Genomic DNA, 16,932 nt, shown 5'->3' on the forward strand with positions numbered 1-16,932 from the left:
TGAGATCATGGTGACGGGCGCGAGCTACTTGCCTTCCTCTGGCCAGTCGTCGGTGCGGAAGGGGGAGGCGGGGAGGTCGGCTGCGTTGTACAGGCTGATCACGGGGTTGGCTGCCCAGGCGTAGCGGACGGCGACCGGCTGGTCGATCTTGCTGCTGCTGACGATCACTTTGTCGCCCGCGATATTGGCGTCCGCCCAAACGAATTTCTTGTCCTCGCCGCAGATCGCAAATCCGGTGACTTGATCGGTGCTGGATTTCAAGCCGTCTGCGTTCTCGAATTCGATCACCACTTTGTTTCCGTCGATCGACGAGGACTTGTAAACCGGCCCCATGGGGATCAGGTCGCGGCCGTACACGTCTGCTAGTGCCCACTGGGCCAAACGATAGCCGACGGTTTGTTTGTCTTTGGGGTGAATGTCTTTTTCTTCACCGACATCAATGGTGATCGCCATACCTGTGTGGGGCAGCGACAAGGTTTTCATCATGCCCTCTTGGACCAGTGTCCAACCGTTGGTCTCGGAGGGTTCTTTTTGTGGGGCGCGAAAGTTCGGCAGTTGCACCCAAGCGAAGGGAAAGTTGCCTTGCCCCCAACGTGCCCGCCAATCGTTGATCAAGGTTTGCAGTTGGACCCCGTAGAGGTGCGAGAAGCCACGTCCGGAGCTGTTTTCTCCTTGGTACCAGATCGCGCCCTTGATGGTGTAGCCCACGATGGGATTGATTTTGCCGTTGAACAGATTGGAGGGGTAGTTGCGATCATTTCGTGGGCGGGAGGCAAGCGACGGCTTTCGTGGGGGCTTTGCGCCGTCCTGCTTGGCTTGTTGAACTTTTCTTTCGTAGGCTTTCATCGCTCGTTCGTAGTTGGCCTTGGCGGTCTCTGCATCGTACTTGGCGTCGTCTGCGTTCCAGGCATCCAAGCGAGGCTTGATTGCTTCGACGGCCGATTGCGCGGGCATGCTGGTCCACGATTCGACCGAAGTGCCGCCGACCGACGAGTTGATCAAGCCGATGGGAACGCCGAGTTCGTGATGCAATCGCTTGCCAAAGAAATAAGCGGTTGCGGAAAAACCCCCGACGGTTTGCGGGCTGCAAATCGTCCAGTTGCCTTGGCAAGTTTCTTGCGGTTGCGTGGCGTGCCCGGAGTCGACTTTGAACATGCGGATTTGGGGCAAGTCGGCTGCGGCGGCTTCTTTTTCGAAATCTCTTGCACGGCTGACCGTCATCGCCATGTTGGACTGACCCGAGCAGAGCCAGACCTCACCGACGAGGATGTCTTGGATGGTTTGTTGGGAGCCATCGCCGGCGATCGTCATCTGGTAAGGCCCGCCGACCGGGGGCGGATCAATTTGCACTTTCCATCGGCCTTGATCGTCAGCCGTTGCGGTCGCCTTGTGGTCTGAGATTTGTACCGTGATCTCGCTGCCGGCGGTCGCCCAGCCCCACACCGTTGCGTCTTCATCGCGTTGCAAGACCATGGAGTCGTTGATCGGTGCAGCAAGCTTGAGTTCGGCCTGCGAAAACGTTGCGCAGCCGAGCACCAGTGCAGCGGCGAGACAGAAACGGTGGATCATGATGAGTGACCGGTGGGCAGGAAGGATAGATTGCTGGTAGGTGGGGGAATCTCATTGTAATCTATGCGTGACGGATCGAGGCATTGATGGCTCTTGATAAGCTACGGGGACGATGATCTGGTGTTTGTTTCTTTCACAAGGCGGTTTTGATGGAGTCCCAGGCGAGCGAGCAAGCAGAGACGTCCGATTCGCAGCACGATGTGCAGGGCGATACACAGAACGATGCTCGACTCCATCGAATCGGGTTGCCTTCGGCGGCGGCGATCGTTGCCGCGAGCATGATCGGCGCGGGGGTTTATACCACCAGTGGATTCACCATCGCGAGCTTACAGTCACCCGGGTGGGTCATGGTCGCATGGGCGGTCGCCGGGGTGATCGCGATTTGCGGCGCGTTGTGCTACGGGGCGCTGGCGAAAGCATTCACGGACTCTGGTGGCGAGTACTTGTTTCTTTCCAAGACCGTTCATCCGATCGCCGGTTTGATGGCGGGTTGGGTTTCTTTGCTGGCGGGATTCACCGGCCCAATCGCCTACGCTGCAAAAACATTTGAGTCGTATCTCTCCGAAGCACCCTGGGTGGGCAGACTGGGTTTGAACGCGATCGTGCAGCGGCCTGGGATGACCGCCAGCGTGATCGTGCTTTGCGCAGCCGTATTCCATTCGATCGGATTGCGTCGAGGCGCTCGGATCCAGGACTTGGTGGTGCTGATCAAGTTCCTGATGATCGGATTGTTCTTGGTGATCGCTTTTACTGCCATCGGGTCTTGGCAGGGACTCCAAGAAGCCGATGCGGGGGTCCTGGAAACCTCAGCGGCATCGGCGGAGGTGGCCACGACGGACGAAACGGAGAACGATGCGAAAACGTCGACGCTTGCGTTTGTCGTGATGTTCGCCAACTCGCTGATGTGGATCGCATTGAGTTACAGCGGGTTCAATGCCGCCGTTTACGTGGCGGGTGAAGTCGACCGGCCGGAACGCAATGTGCCAAGAGCGTTGCTGTTGGGGACGCTGCTGGTCACCTTGGTCTACTTGTTGCTCAACGCGGTGTTTGTTTATGCGCCGACGCGGGAGTCCATCGCCGGTCAGCCCAACGTGGCCACGATCGCGGCGGCGGCGGTCAGCGAAGCGTTCCCGGAGGACTCACAACTGGGCGGCGGGCGTTTGACGGAGTGGGTTCGTCTATTGATCATGTGCGGCTTGTTCACCTCCGTCAGTGCGTTGGTGATGACTGGGCCTCGGGTCTACGCCAAGATGGCTGCGGATGGGTACCTGCCACGCTGGATGAATTTTCAGGGAAACGTGCCGGTGGTTTCGATTTGGTTTCAGGCTGTGTTGGGAATCCTCGTGATCCAGTTCACGCGTCTGAAAAGCTTGCTCGACTATCTGTCCTTTACCTTGGCGGTCAGTGCGGCGTTGACGGCCAGCGTTGTTTTTGTCTTGCACCGTCGTCCCGACAGTCCCGTCAAAGTGCCCTGGTATCCGCTGCCGCCGATCGTCTTTGTGGGCGGGACACTGCTGTCCGCGACCTTCACCGGGATCGACAAACCGCAATCGGCAATTGTCGCTCTGGCTACCCTGCTGCTGGGAGCGTTGATGTACCCTTGGTACTTAGATCGGCGTTCGACGGCGGACACAAATGGCTAAAATGGCCATGATTTCGCACTTGCTGCGTCCAGGAAACCCTTTGGGGGTAGCCGCGCGGTCACTCATCGACGAACATGGCTTGCAGTTGGAATTGCTGTGGTGCCATTCCGCGGCACAGAATAAACGTTTTGAACGTTTTGGCAGGATGAATTCGACAACTTTCGCAGATCGCGAAGACATACTTTTCTGGGGAAAGAAGAGCTGATGAGATACGCCTTTCGGTTAGCAGAATTATTGGGGCATACACCGGATCGTCGCAAACGACCCGGGACCATCAAATCCATCGTTGAACACACCGGGCTGGACCGCCACCAGGTGGCATCGCTGTTGAAAAATGAAGCGAAGTACATTCCGCTGGACGCACTTTCTCGATTGTGTGACTACTTGATCGATCAAGGTCACGCGACCGCGGAGGAGTTGCCCGGCGCCCTGTTCGCAGTGAACCCGGAGAATTTCTGGGAGTTACTGGCCCGTCGTGGCGAGATCGAGATCGTCGTCGGTGTGCGTCAGGGTGAGTCCAATACGTCACCCGAGGGCGCCACCGTGGTCGCCAGCGACGCGGTGCTCTTCGGCGAACTGCTCAGCGGTGTCTCCACCCTGGGCGGCGCGGCAAAGCACAAACGCGCACTGGATGAAGATGGCGATGCAATGGAGCGACCGGAAGCTCCGATGCCCGATCGCTTGCAGCAAACCTTGGTGTGGAGCCCCGGCCAAGTTTCTCTGGAAGACGCCCAGGCGCGTGCTGCAGAAGTTTTCAACGGGTTTGCCGAAGCGACCGGCGATCGCGGATTGGTTTGCATCGGCAGTGTGAAGAGCAATCCGGTCGTCGAGCTGCTGTTCTCGGACGCCTTTGGTTGCACGCCATTTGTCACCGAAGACGACGTGGACGATGTCTCCGCACGATCCTGTCCATTCTTCTTGCGATACCGGGACACAGACCCTCACCCAGACAGCGCCTCGGCCGGCATGCGGTTGAGCAAGAACGAGGACGCGCCGGAACCGGGATTCTATTTCGAGAAAGACGACGGCACTTGGCAATACGCCGGTGGCGACAACAAGGACACCGCGCTGGTGTTTTATATCTACCGAGAAGCTCTTGGTCGTTTGGACATGGTGCTCAGCGGTTTCTCCGGCCGAGCGACCCGCTTGCTTTCCAAGACGATCGCGATTCGCGGCGAAGAGTTTTGGCCGCCGGTGTATGAGAAAGGTGGCGACATGGTCGGTGCCTATCTGGTCCAGTATGGCAAACCCGACGGTGAACCCAATCGCGACGACTTGATGTACAACACGGGTGCTGCCGCGGAGATCATGCCGCTGCCGACCAAAGCGATTGAACGACGCATGGCAAGACGATAAGGCATGTCAAAAAAGACGAAGAAGAGTTCCAAGGGCAAGTCGGCCGCTGACTCGGCTGACAAGTTCGATTTGTATCAAAAGTCCGTCCAAACGCCGGACCACGAAGTCGGCTTTTTTGAACAAGCCTTTCGCGATGTCTATCGACGAAAACCCTACACGCTCCGCGAAGACTTTTGCGGAACGTTCGCGGTCTGCTGCGAATGGGTCAAGTCCAACGCGAAACGAACGGCGTTGGGAGTTGACCTCTGCGGCGAAACCCTGCAGTGGGGTCGCGATCACAACTTGTCCAAGTTGACCGACGCTCAACAGGCTCGTGTTCGATTGCTGGAGCAGGATGTCCGCAAACACAATCGGCCTCAGGTCGACGTGTTGGCGGCCCAAAACTTTTCGTTCTGGATCTTCAAAACGCGTGCCGAAGTCGTCGACTATTTCAAACATGCCCGGGCCAACTTGAATGCCGAGGGCATCATGGTCATGGACATGATGGGCGGCGGCGAATGCTACACCGAAGAACACGTGGACAAGCGGACGATCAAGAAAGGCAAGAAGGGTTTCAAGTATCACTGGACCCAAGAGTCGTTCAACCCGATCACCGCCGACGCGTGTTTTCATATCTCGTTCAAATTCCCCGACGGCAGCAAGCTCAAACGGGCGTTTGAGTACCACTGGCGATTCTGGACGATCCCAGAAGTCCGTGAGATGCTCGCCGAAGCCGGCTTTAGCGAGAGCAACGTCTACTGGGAGATCGAGGACGAAGACGATCCCGACATCGATGGAACCTGGGAACGCCGAGAAGTGGCCGGCAGTGACCCGAGTTGGATTTGCTACATCGTTGCCGCAAAGTGATCGAGGCCAAGAGTGAGCACGACTGAAACCGGCAAATCGTTTTCGCTCCCTCGCATGGCTCTCTCGGGCGTGACCACGGACTGGCGTACTTCGCTGGCGATCGCCCTGGGCGTCGCCATCGCAACCGCCGTCGTCGTCGGTGCCTTGCTCGTCGGCGATTCGATGCGAGGCAGCTTGCGCGGTCTGACCATCGAGCGTCTGGGACGCATCGAGTCGGTCATCGCACCCGGCGGGTTCTTTGAGGCAGCTCATTTCCAGCCACCCGGAGAAGACCTGACGGGCGAGCGATTACCGGATTCGAGAATCGACTCCGCCATCATCCTGTTCGATCGCGGTGTGCTGGAATCCAGTGGCGACGTGACGGTGCCCGGATCGGTTCGCCGAGCCGGTTCGGTCCAGATCGTCGGATGCGATCACTCGTTCTGGGATTTTGATGTCAGCGGCATCACACCCAAAAAGCTGCCCGCAGACGACGAAGTCATCCTGACGCAGAGAGCGGCAGCCGAGATCGGTGTGGGTGTCGGTGACTTGGTCACGATTCGCTTGCCCTCCGAGCAAGCCGTTCCAGCGGACAGCCCGCTGGGCCGCCGTGATTCCGAAACGGTCGGCCTGCCGCGGATGAAAGTGATTGAAATCCTGCCCGACGAAGGACTCGCGAGGTTTGCGTTATCGCCCAGCCAAGCCGCTCCGATGAACGTCTTTCTCGACCGAGAAATGATCGCGGATTCCTTGGATCGACAAGGCAAGGCCAACGTGTTGTTGAGCTCCGGTGAGCTGGATGCCGGCTCGCTGCCGATCGAATTGCCCGACTTAAGGCTGCAGTTGACTCGTGTGCAATCGAATTTTGCTGATTCAGAGCAATCGAGTCGATCGCCCGTCATCGACTACTATTCATTGACCAGTGACCGATTGCTTCTGCCCGAGGCTGCTGCGGACCAGATCATCGATGAATTGGACGCGACGGAAATCACTCCCGTGATGACCTACCTCGCCAACGCGATCGAACGCGTGGACGACTCGGGCAAGGTCATCGCCTCGGTACCCTACAGCATCATCACCGGGATCGACTCCAGCGAGTCGCTGCCGGTTTCGTACGTGCTGGGTAACGACGATGTGTCACCAGACAGCGCATCAACAGAACGTGCATCCATCATCAGCGACGCGGTTCCTCTGGTGATCAACGACTGGACGGCGCGGCGACTGGGCGCGGACGTCGAAACAATGTTGCGGATCGCGTACTACGAACCCGAAGTCGAGAACGGCAAAGAAATCGAACGATACTTTGACGCTGTTGTCACCGAGGTGGTCCCGATCACCGAGCCCAGCAAACCGTTTCGGCGAAGTCGTCCTGCTGAGTTCGACAAACCGCCGACGGTTTACAACGATTCTGCCCTGACCCCCAGTGTCCCCGGCGTGACCGATCAAGACTCCATCAGCGATTGGGACCTGCCCTTTCAACTCACCCGCGAAATCCCCAAGGAAGACGACGAGTATTGGCAGAACCATCGGCTGACGCCCAAAGCGTTTCTACCGTTGGCCGATGCACGACGAATTTTTGGCAGCCGCTTCGGCGAAACCACTGGCTTGCGAATTTCGACCGATGCGGCCGAGGACATCGAATCATTGGGCATCAAAATTCGCCAAGTCCTGCAACCGGCTCTGGCGGATTTGGGTTGGAGCGTGCGATCGATCCAGCAGCAACAGTTGGCGGCATCACGTGGCACCACGCCGTTTGACGGTTTGTTCCTGTCGCTCAGTTTCTTTGTCATCTTTTCGGCCATCATGCTGATCGCGATGCTGCTACGTCTGGGACTGATCGGCCGTTTGCGTCAGTTCGGCGCGTTGATGGCTGTGGGTTGGACACGCCAACAGGTTGCAAAGCTGGTGCTGACCGAAGGAGCTTGGATCGCAACGTTCGGCGTTCTACTGGGAGTCATCGGTGGAATCGGCTACGCACGCGGTGTGCTGTGGGCATTGCGACATTGGTGGGTCGGCGCGGTCACCGTTCCATTCTTGAATTTTCACTGGACAACGCTGAGTCTATTGATCGGCAGCGTTGCAGGCTGGCTCGTTGCGATGGCAACCATTTGGTTGACGATCCGAAACATCGTGACGGTTCCTGCGACGAAACTGTTGACGGGACGCGACGACTCCGATTCGATCGATCGAGCATACAAACCAGCACCTTGGCTACAGTGGTCGGTAATCATCATGCCGGTGATCGCGTTGGTTGCTGCCATTGGCGGTGCCATAGCTGGAGGGCAAGCAGCCGCGGGCGGGTTCGTCGGCGGCGGAATGCTGCTGTTGGTCACCACACTCATCGCCGTTTTCTTGCATTTGCGCAGCTTCACCGGCGCGGGAGAAACGGGTGAGCCTGCAAAGCCGACGACAAGCCTCACGATGATGGCCACACGCAGCGCATCTCGGTCGCCGCTCCGCAGCACGTTGACGATCGGCTTGATGGCGACCGCGTCATTCCTGATCATCGCCATCTCAGCGTTTCGATTGCAGCCGACCGACCGTGGCACCGGCGGATTTGAGTGGGTGGCCCAGTCGGCCCAGCCGATCTACCGCGATCTGGGTGACAAGAAATTCCAGGCGGAAACGTTTGGTCCTGACAAAGATGAACTCGATGGGACGACCGTGATCAGCATGCGAATGCGACTGGGCCAAGATGCGAGTTGCAATAACCTCTACCAAGCCGCACAGCCGACGGTCCTGGGTGTGCCACCATCAATGCAGCAACTGATCGACAACAACAGCGGGACACGATTCGATTGGGCGGGCGTGGGAGACACAGACAACCCCGACGAAGCGGCGCAAAACAACGCGTGGATGCTGCTGGAGAAACCTGCCGCCGGCACCCAAGCCGATCCGATTCCCGTGGTGATCGATCAGAACACCGCGATGTGGAGTTTTCAGATGTACGGTGGCGTGGGGCAAATCAAATCTTTTGAATACGAGACAGGAAAGCCAACTTTTTTCAAGGTCGTGGGTTTGTTGTCCAATTCGGTCCTGCAGGGCAAGTTGTTGATCGGTGAGTCGAACTTTCAAAAAGCGTTTCCTGACGTCAGCGGATACCAATACTTCTTGATCGATTCCGGTGGACGGACGGATGCCAAGGTGTCCGATGTGCTGGAACGACGACTGGGTGATGTCGGCATGGATGTTTCCAAAACCGCCGACGTCTTGAGTGGCATGCTGGCGGTACAGAACACGTACTTGAGAACCTTTCAAAGTCTCGGAGCTCTCGGGTTGTTGCTGGGCACGGTCGGCTTGGCCATTGCCCAACTGCGGGCCGTCTTGCAACGCCGCCAGGAACTCGCCGTGATGCGTGCGATCGGCTTCACTCGCGGACGATTGGCATCCTTGGTGATGGGCGAAACGGCTGCGCTACTGTTTGCGGGGATCGGATGCGGCATCCTCTGCGCGGTACTCGCCGTGCTGCCCTACGCTTGGTTGTCCGGCATGAACCCGCCGATCATCGAGCCGCTTGTGATCGTGGCGGCAATCATCGTGTTCGGTCTGATCGCCGGTTTGGTCGCGGTGATCAGAGTGGTGCGAATGCCGTTGCTGCAGTCGTTGCGGGCGGAATGAACTCGGACGACACTGCTGACAACACCGACATGCAACGCGTTGAGTTCCATAGCCACGACCCCCGCGATCAACTCGCGGTCGATGAAGCACTCTTGTTGGAGGCCGACGCGGGGGAGCGAGGAGAATCGTTCCGCACTTGGTCGTTTGACCAACCCGTTGTCGTACTCGGTCGCTCCTCTCGCATCGCTGATGAAGTCGACTTGCAATATTGCCAGTCGATGGAGATTCCTGTCCTGAGACGCTGCACCGGCGGAGCATCGGTCGTCGGCGGCCCGGGGTGCATGATGTACACGGTCGTGTTGAGCGTGGCCCGGCATCCGGAGTTGGCAAAGATCGATGCGGCACACCGATACGTGATGCAGCGCGTGCTCTCGGCCGTGCAGGCTCAGGTGCCCGCTGCCCGACAGCAAGGCATTTGCGATTTGACGATCAACGACCGCAAATGCTCGGGCAACAGCCTGCGGGTTTCGCGAACTCATGTCCTATATCACGGCACGATTTTGCACGATGCGGATCTGGAATTGTTGGCACGATGTCTTTGTCACGCACCGCGTCAACCGGAGTACCGACGCGAGCGAGACCACGGAGATTTTGTGACCAATGTGGCGCTCGATCCCGGTCGTTTGGCGGTGGATTTAGCAGTTCGATTCGGCGTCGATCATTCAATCGGGACCGTCCCGCTGGAAACAGCACTTCGCTTACGTGAAGATCGGTACAGTAACGAGAAGTGGCATCACCGCCATTAACAGGCTCACAAGGTCGCCTGACGCCCCAAATATGCCGTGGGCAAGAAATTCACACGGTTATTCGGATTTTGCCCATTGCACCCCCCCAGCTGAATAGTACTCTAGCCCTGCGGCAGTGGAGGCCTTGGCTGCCGGACTCTAATGCGATTCAGATGACCAGACCTACAACAACGAGAAGCAAGATGACGCGAGCGATACAACTGTCAGTGGCATGCGCGGCGGTGTTGATCGCTTCAACACTTTCCCAGTCTGCCTACGCTGCGATGATTGTCGACTACCACGACAGGAGCGTCTTCGATACGGCTGTTGGACCAACAACGCTAGAAGATTTTGGATCGATCTCTGTGCCGCTTGAATTCGGTTCCACGGCCGTCGACGTTGGCCCCTTTTCGATCTCGATGTCCGCCGTTCTTTCAGTAATGGACGAGAATGTTCTCACCTTACAAAAGCTTCAGAATGATATTTCTCCTGCTGCCAGTAATATCGCCAGAGTTTTAATTAACTCCAGTTCGTCGCTAATTCTAACCTTTGATACACCAATCTACGCCTTTGGGGCAGATTTTTCAGGACTTAGCGATGGCAATCAAACGACCCTCGATGCGAGTGGGATGAATGTTGATCTACCCGAAGGGCCCGAAGCTGCAATTCAGTTTTTCGGCTTCAACTCCGATACGCCATTCACAACCCTGACTTTTGCGACTAGCGGTTTCGCCAGTTCCGACGGTTTCCGATTCGACAATGTGTCATTTGCCACTTCTGCCAGTATTTCTTCGGTCCCCGAACCATCATCTCTCGCCGTTTTTGCTGTTGGTGGATTGATCGCCGGTGCTGGGGCGACTCGTCGACGTCGGCGTGAAGAACGCTAATCGAAGCGACACCGCTATTTGACTCAAACAAGTACGGGCGGCCAGAATGGTCGCCCGTCTTTCGTTGAGGCCCACTGCAATCTCACATCGGTGCAATGCGTCGCGACCCCATGTCGGTGGTCAGCACGACGTGGGCGTCAAAGGCTTCGCGGATCAGTTGGCTTTTGATCGACTGATGCTCGGCGCTGTCCCAGAGGTCGTCAAACTCCCACGGGTCGTGCTCCATGTCGTACAGCTCCCCGAGTTGCTTGTCGTGGTACATGCACAACTTGTAGCGATCCGTGCGATACATCGTGCCAAACGTTCCTGACCCACCGGTGAAATGCGGGTCGAGTGCATCAAAATACTCACTGCGGACGAACTGGCGGTGATCAGAGCCGTCGGAGTGGCCGGTCAAGATCGGCAGTAGGCTTTTGCCCTGCATGTACTCAGGGCAATCCAGTCCGCAAAGCTGCATCAATGTCGACGTCATGTCCAGCAACTCCACCAAAGCATCACACCGAAGCGATTTTTGGAATTGTCCCGGCCATGAGAAAATCAGCGGGATGCGAACCAGGCCTTCGTAGAATCGGCATCCCTTGTACATCAGTCCGTGGTCACCCAAAGATTCACCGTGATCGCTGGTGAATAGAATCACGGTATTGTCACGTTGCCCGGTCGCCTCCAACGTCTGCAAGATCCGAGCAAACTGATCATCAATCTGAGCGATCATCGCGTAATACCAAGCTTGAACTTGAAACGCGTTGTGCTCCTCCGGCGTTCGCAACTCGTCCTGAAAATCCAGCGACGCGAGTTTCCGCTGCTGAATCAGGTCGGAGTCGCGGAAGTGCGGTCCGGGCATCTGCGATGCATCAAAACGATCCGCGTAACTCTTGGGCGGAATGAAGGGCGGGTGTGGGTCGTAGATGTTCAAGTTCAACAACCACGGCTGTGATCGATCACGGTGTGACTCGATGAAATCGATCGCGCACTCGCTGGCCCAAGTCGTCTGATGATATTCCGTGGGCACACGCTCAGACGTCTCTCGCATCGCGTTGAGATCCGCACCCTGGGCTCGAACCCATTCCGCGTAGTCGTGCCCACTGGACCAGTCGTCTCGCGGCGCGTGGCTGAATTCCCAATAGGAAAAACCATCATCGATGCGTGGTTCGGTTCGATAGCCCGCGCTCTGCAAATGAAACTTGCCGACGAGTCCGCAATCGTAGCCTGAATCGGCAATCAGCTTGGTGATCACCGGCGGATAATCGGGAAAGGATTCGTTTCCGTTTCGTGTGTTGTGGACGCGCGAGGGATACATGCCCGTCATGAAACTCGATCGACTGGGCGTGCAAATCGGGCTTTGGCAGTACGCTCGCGTGAACGCGACGCCATCGGCGACCAACTGATCCAGCGTCGGCGTCACCACATGTGGGTTTCCAAGTGCGCCGATGGTGTCAAAGCGTTGCTGGTCGGTGCAGTACCAGAGAATGTTGGGGCGTTTGTCAGGCATCGGTTGAATCAGCAGGTGAATTGTCGGCCGAGAGTGATTGGGTTTTCTGAAATCGAGCACGCAATGTCCAGCCGAGCATGGCCGCGGCAACGACACATAGGATCAAGGAAATCGGGCGAGTGATCATCGGCATCAAACTGCCACCGCTCTGCATCAGTCCTTCGGACAAGTGTTCTTCTCCGATCGGCCCCAGCACGAAACCGATCACCAGGGGTGCGAGCGGTATCCGCCATCGCTCCATCGCGTAACCCAGGACGCCGAACGCCAGCATCACCCAAACATCAAACATGCGGTTGGCCAGAGCATACGATCCGATCACGCAGAACACCATCACGATGGGCATCAGAATGTGGTTCGGTACACTGGCTGCCTTGACCATCAGGCGAACACCGACCAACAAGAATCCGAGCGTCATCAGATTGGCAATCAACATCGTACCGACGATCGTTTGGACCGCCAGCGGATCACTTTGCAGCAACATCGGTCCGGGCTGCAGCCCATGAATCACGAGCGCGCCCAGCAAGATCGCGTCGATCACGCTGCCGGGAATCCCCATCGCCACCAGGGGAATCAGCGCACCTCCGATCGTCGCGTTGTTGGCTGTCTCCGAAGCCACGATGCCTTCTTCGCTGCCATGCCCAAAGGCTTCGGGCTCACTGGAGGCACGTTTGGCGGCGGAATACGCGATCACGCTGCCGACGTTGGCACCGATTCCCGGCAGGATCCCGATCCAAGTCCCAATGAGCGAAGAACGCAGTAGGTTCCAACCGTGACGAACGATGTCAGGAGAACGAAAATCCAAGCGATCAGAATCGATGACTTGTGAATCTCCCTCGTCATCGGTGACCAACTCGGCGATCCGTTCGGCGGGCGGGTCTGCTTGCCAGATCTGACGAATCACTTGATTGACCGCAAACAGCCCGATCAAGACAGGCAGCAGCTTGAATCCATCGTCCATCTCGGCAAAGCCGAACGTCAATCGTGGTGTCCCTGTGGCTGGCAACGCGCCGGGCATCGCCAACAGCACTCCGACGGCACCCGACAACAGCCCCAAGCTGATGGACTTACCCCCGACCGACGTGATCAACACCATCGCGACGACCACCAACGCAAAGAACTCGAACGGCCCGAACGACAGCGACCAAACCGCCATCGGCCCAGCCAAACACAACAGAAAGAACCACGAAACCATGCCGCCGACGAATGAACTACCGATCCCCAACGCAAGCGCGCGCCCCGATTGTCCTCGCCGAGCCATCGGATAACCATCCAGTGTCGTCATCATCGACGCGGGCGTACCAGGCATACGCAACAACGTCGCTGTCACCAGACCGCCGCTCACCGAGCCGACATACATGGCGATCAACAACACCAATGCATACTCGCTGCGAATCGAGTACGTCATCGGCAGCGCCAATGCGATCAGCATCGCGCCGGTCAGTCCTGGGATCGCACCAACCACAATGCCCAGCAGGCAACCCAGCGCAGCGAGCATCAATGCCGTCGGCGAAAGCAGCAAAGAGACGGCAATACCGAGATCAGTCAACAATGCAATGGTCCCCCTTCATGGCAAGTCCACCACCAGCACACGTGTGAATAAAAAATGCATTCCCACGCTCATCACGAAAGCGACCATGGCGATCGTCCAGACGGCGTTGACCAGAGAAAGCCTCTGTCTCGCAAACGACTCTCTCGCCAGCATGCCCGATACAACCGACGTGTAGGCAGCGGTCGCCAAAATGAAACCGCCCCATCCGAAATGCAACGCCAGCAGGTACATCAGCGTCGAGACAGCGATGGTTGCCACGACGATCGGTCGCCTGGTCGGCTCGAACTCTTCTCCCGAATCAACCGCAACCGTTTGGCCACTCGTTGCGTCCGATGATCGCTTTCGAACGTACGCACGAAAACCGGCCAACAGCGCCAGAGTGATGACAGCGACAATCATGATGCGGGGAAAGTCTGGCAGCGGAACTGGCTGGGAGGTGGCGACCTCTGCGATGCGACTCTCTCGTTGCTTGATTTCTGCCAGTAACGCATCCCCACGCAGGGTCACGTCAGAGAGTTTCATTTCGGCCAACCGTTGCCGTACCGCCGGTGTCTTCATCGCCGATTCAATCGCATCGGCCAGAAACGCGACGCGAGCCGGCGGGGTCCCCAGTGGCGCCCACCAGAATTGCATGTTTTGGCTGACCACATCGAATCCCTGCTCTGCGGCGGTGGGCAACTCGGGCAGGTCGGGATGACGAGACTCTCCCAACAGCGCCAGGGCTCGCAGGCCACTTTCCTGGAACTGAACGTACTCAGCGATCGAGAACGCGCTGACATCGACGTGGCCACCTTGCAATGCCGCAAACCGCTTCGCCCCGCCACCGCTTTGTGTGAAACGAAACTTTCCCCCTGGCGCCTCCGATTCCAACATCAAACCTGCGAAATGACTGGGTGCCCCCATGTTGGCCGCAAAGATCAATGAATCCGGAGTCTGCTTGGCCGCCTGCATCAATTCAGAAAGAGTCTGAAACGAGGAACCGCCCGCAACTGCGATCACCTGGGTCGCGTCGCCGGTTCCCGCGATGGGCGTGAATGCTTCGGGGCCGTACGTCGCGCCGCCGGAATGCTGCGCTGTCATCATCCCCTCGTGCAACAACAGCAGTGTGTAGCCATCGGGTAACGCGTTTTTGACTCGCCGGCTGCCGATCGTTCCCCCTGCTCCAGGAACGTTGACGATGACCAATGGTTGGTCGAGCAAGTTGTTCTCTTGGATCGCATTCTGAATGATGCGACCAAAAGTATCGCTTCCTCCGCCAGCGGCGAAGGGAACAATCAGCTTGATGGGGCGATTGGGAAACGCGTTGCTCGACTGATTCGTGGAATCGCATCCTGTCGGTGCGACGCTGACAAATAGAAACAGGATGCATAGCCACGATGAACACGTGATGACGCGGCGACCCATCTAGCGGACACCGAGCTTGCGAATCAGCAGCCAGTCGGTTGCTCGATCGGGCCACGTTCCGATGTCGGAACCTTGGACCGAGCGCATTCCGTACCCGTGTCCGCCGTTCTGATAGATGTGCAATTCTGCCGAGACGCCCGACTTCTTTAATCCGGCGTAAATCAAAACGCTGCCGATCGACGTCGAGCGATCGTCATGCGTGTGTACGATGAAAGCCGGCTTGCACTCGGACGTCAGCACGATCCCCGGCTTCAATTCGCCGCTGTCATCGGTGACTTGCCAAGGATAGACGAGTAAAGAGAAATCAGGCTTCCAAGACTTCTGATCCACCTCATCGATCGCGTCGTAAGCAGACTTAGTCGCCGTGTGCAGGTAAGCACCGACTTGTCCACCTGCGGAAAACGCGAGCACGCCGACCCTTGTCGGATCGATGTTCCACTGGTTGGCATTGGCTCGCACGAGACTGATCGCACGCTGGGCATCTTGCAACGGACGCAGATAGGCGGGTTCGCCAGCCGGAGTAGATTCGTTGGTTCGATAGTTGAGCACAAACGCTGCGATACCCAGTTGGTTCAACCAGATCGCCGCTTCGCTTCCCTCCTTGTCCGGCACGACTTTGCCGAATCCGCCGCCGGGCAAGATCACCACTGCGGTACCACACGGATTGTCCGGCAAAAAAACATCCATCGTGGGTCGGCGAATGTTGACCAAACGCGTGATCGGGGGATCTTCCTCGGGTCGCGGCGGCGATTTGACACCGGTTTCTCGCGAAGTTTCCATCGGTGCCAAATCAGGCCAAACGTCAATCGTTTTCGGCTCGACGGCATGGACGGTGGAAGTGAACACCAATGCTGCAAACAGTAGGCAAGTGTCACGCAAAGAAATCATTTCGGCACCGTGTCGATGGATGGGATATCAGAGTCAAGTCACTCAAAAGCGGGCAACTCAAGACCGGGCGACTAAAAACGATGGGGAGAGTTCTCTCAGGTCGCCAATCAACCATTCTAGTCGATAGGTTGTCAATGTTGAGCGTTGCTGGACAAGGCAGCGATCCTTGTCGGGCAAGAATTGCAGTATTTTGGCGATCAAGGCATTCTTGTCGCGATGCGCCCTTTACAATAGGCCGCTTCCGACTTGCAGCAAGTTCCAGCAAGCCGTCATCGATCCACATTTCACCATGGAGTCCTCCCACATGTCCGCCTCCCTTCTCCGACTGTTCACTGTCTCGTTCCTGCTCTTGGCTGGCTCTGTTGCCGGGGCTGCCGATGGCAAATGGGAATCACTTTTCGATGGCAAGACCCTCAAGGGATGGGATAAAGTTGGAAGTGAAGACAGTGAATGGAGCGTCAAGGAAGGGTTGCTGACTGGTTCAGGCCAAGCATCGATGCTGGTCTACTCAACTCGCCCCTACAAGAATTTTCGTTATCGCGCCGAAATCAAGATCAATGACGGCGGCAACTCAGGGATGTACTTTCGCACAACACCCAAACCAGGGTTCACGGACGGTTACGAAGCCCAAATCGATAGTACGCACAGCGACCCGATTCGAACCGGCTCCATCTACGGCATGTGTCACGTCTACCAGCAGCACGTCAAGCCCGACACGTGGTTCCATTACGAAATCGAAGTTCGTGATGACGTTTGGCGTGGACGTGAAATGACACGTATCAAAGTGACCATCGATGGCAACGAACTGTACGAATACCTGGACTTCGACAAGACCTTCAAAGAAGGTCACTTCGCATTTCAGCAACACGACCCAGGCAGCATCGTTCACATCCGCAAAGTCGAAGTGATGGAACTGCCATAAAGCCCACCCCTAATGGGATTCGCCAGGATTCCCACCCAACCGCTTGGCGACCACTCA

The 16,932-nt window shown here is 57.3% G+C and carries 12 protein-coding genes; 7 read left to right on the plus strand and 5 right to left on the minus strand.

Translation table 11 applies throughout. From position 1 onward, the window contains the following. Positions 1 to 24 precede the first annotated feature (24 nt). On the minus strand, positions 25 to 1,569 hold the full coding sequence (locus Pla52nx_RS29415) for a sialate O-acetylesterase (protein WP_146521508.1): 1,545 nt from the start codon (positions 1,567 to 1,569) through the stop codon (positions 25 to 27). Between the two features lie 149 nt (positions 1,570 to 1,718). On the opposite strand from Pla52nx_RS29415, the gene Pla52nx_RS29420 reads away from it, so the two are divergent. The 6 genes from Pla52nx_RS29420 (at position 1,719) to Pla52nx_RS29445 (ending at position 10,623) form a co-directional block, all read left to right on the plus strand. Beyond that, positions 1,719 to 3,212, plus strand: a complete 1,494-nt coding sequence (locus tag Pla52nx_RS29420) for an APC family permease (RefSeq protein ID WP_146521509.1) — start codon at positions 1,719 to 1,721, stop codon at positions 3,210 to 3,212. 204 nt (positions 3,213 to 3,416) lie between these two features. Then, positions 3,417 to 4,568: a helix-turn-helix domain-containing protein gene (locus tag Pla52nx_RS29425; protein WP_146521510.1), complete on the plus strand. Its 1,152-nt coding sequence runs from the start codon at positions 3,417 to 3,419 to the stop codon at positions 4,566 to 4,568. A gap of 3 nt (positions 4,569 to 4,571) precedes the next feature. Beyond that, entirely contained in the window at positions 4,572 to 5,414 is an 843-nt protein-coding gene (locus Pla52nx_RS29430) for a class I SAM-dependent methyltransferase (RefSeq protein WP_146521511.1), read from the plus strand. Between the two features lie 12 nt (positions 5,415 to 5,426). Further along, positions 5,427 to 9,011 (plus strand): ABC transporter permease, encoded by a 3,585-nt coding sequence (locus tag Pla52nx_RS29435; RefSeq protein ID WP_231742155.1) that lies wholly within the window; start codon positions 5,427 to 5,429, stop codon positions 9,009 to 9,011. After that, a complete protein-coding gene (locus Pla52nx_RS29440) occupies positions 9,008 to 9,757 on the plus strand; it encodes a lipoate--protein ligase family protein (RefSeq protein ID WP_146521512.1) in 750 nt (249 codons plus the stop codon). Before Pla52nx_RS29435 ends, Pla52nx_RS29440 begins: the two co-directional genes overlap by 4 nt. Before the next feature lie 182 nt (positions 9,758 to 9,939). Then, positions 9,940 to 10,623: a PEP-CTERM sorting domain-containing protein gene (locus Pla52nx_RS29445; protein WP_197454803.1), complete on the plus strand. Its 684-nt coding sequence runs from the start codon at positions 9,940 to 9,942 to the stop codon at positions 10,621 to 10,623. A gap of 82 nt (positions 10,624 to 10,705) precedes the next feature. Here Pla52nx_RS29445 and Pla52nx_RS29450 read toward each other — a convergent pair whose 3' ends face one another. Genes Pla52nx_RS29450 through Pla52nx_RS29465 form a run of 4 tightly spaced genes read right to left on the minus strand, consistent with a single transcriptional unit; the run spans position 10,706 to position 15,953 of the window. Next, on the minus strand, positions 10,706 to 12,112 hold the full coding sequence (locus tag Pla52nx_RS29450) for a sulfatase family protein (protein ID WP_146521514.1): 1,407 nt from the start codon (positions 12,110 to 12,112) through the stop codon (positions 10,706 to 10,708). Further along, positions 12,105 to 13,661, minus strand: a complete 1,557-nt coding sequence (locus Pla52nx_RS29455; protein ID WP_197454804.1) for a tripartite tricarboxylate transporter permease — start codon at positions 13,659 to 13,661, stop codon at positions 12,105 to 12,107. The genes Pla52nx_RS29450 and Pla52nx_RS29455 overlap by 8 nt, the downstream gene beginning before the upstream one ends. Positions 13,662 to 13,676: 15 nt before the next feature. Beyond that, a complete protein-coding gene (locus Pla52nx_RS29460; protein ID WP_146521515.1) occupies positions 13,677 to 15,065 on the minus strand; it encodes a tripartite tricarboxylate transporter substrate-binding protein in 1,389 nt (462 codons plus the stop codon). After that, on the minus strand, positions 15,066 to 15,953 hold the full coding sequence (locus Pla52nx_RS29465) for an alpha/beta hydrolase (protein ID WP_146521516.1): 888 nt from the start codon (positions 15,951 to 15,953) through the stop codon (positions 15,066 to 15,068). It abuts the gene before it with no gap. A 304-nt stretch (positions 15,954 to 16,257) separates the two neighbouring features. Here Pla52nx_RS29465 and Pla52nx_RS29470 point away from each other — a divergent pair, with 304 nt between their 5' ends. Next, positions 16,258 to 16,875, plus strand: coding sequence for a 3-keto-disaccharide hydrolase (locus Pla52nx_RS29470; protein WP_231742156.1), 618 nt, complete (start codon positions 16,258 to 16,260; stop codon positions 16,873 to 16,875). The last annotated feature ends 57 nt before the right edge of the window (positions 16,876 to 16,932 follow it).

It is taken from the genome of Stieleria varia (assembly GCF_038443385.1).
Taxonomy (GTDB): Bacteria; Planctomycetota; Planctomycetia; order Pirellulales; family Pirellulaceae; genus Stieleria; species Stieleria varia.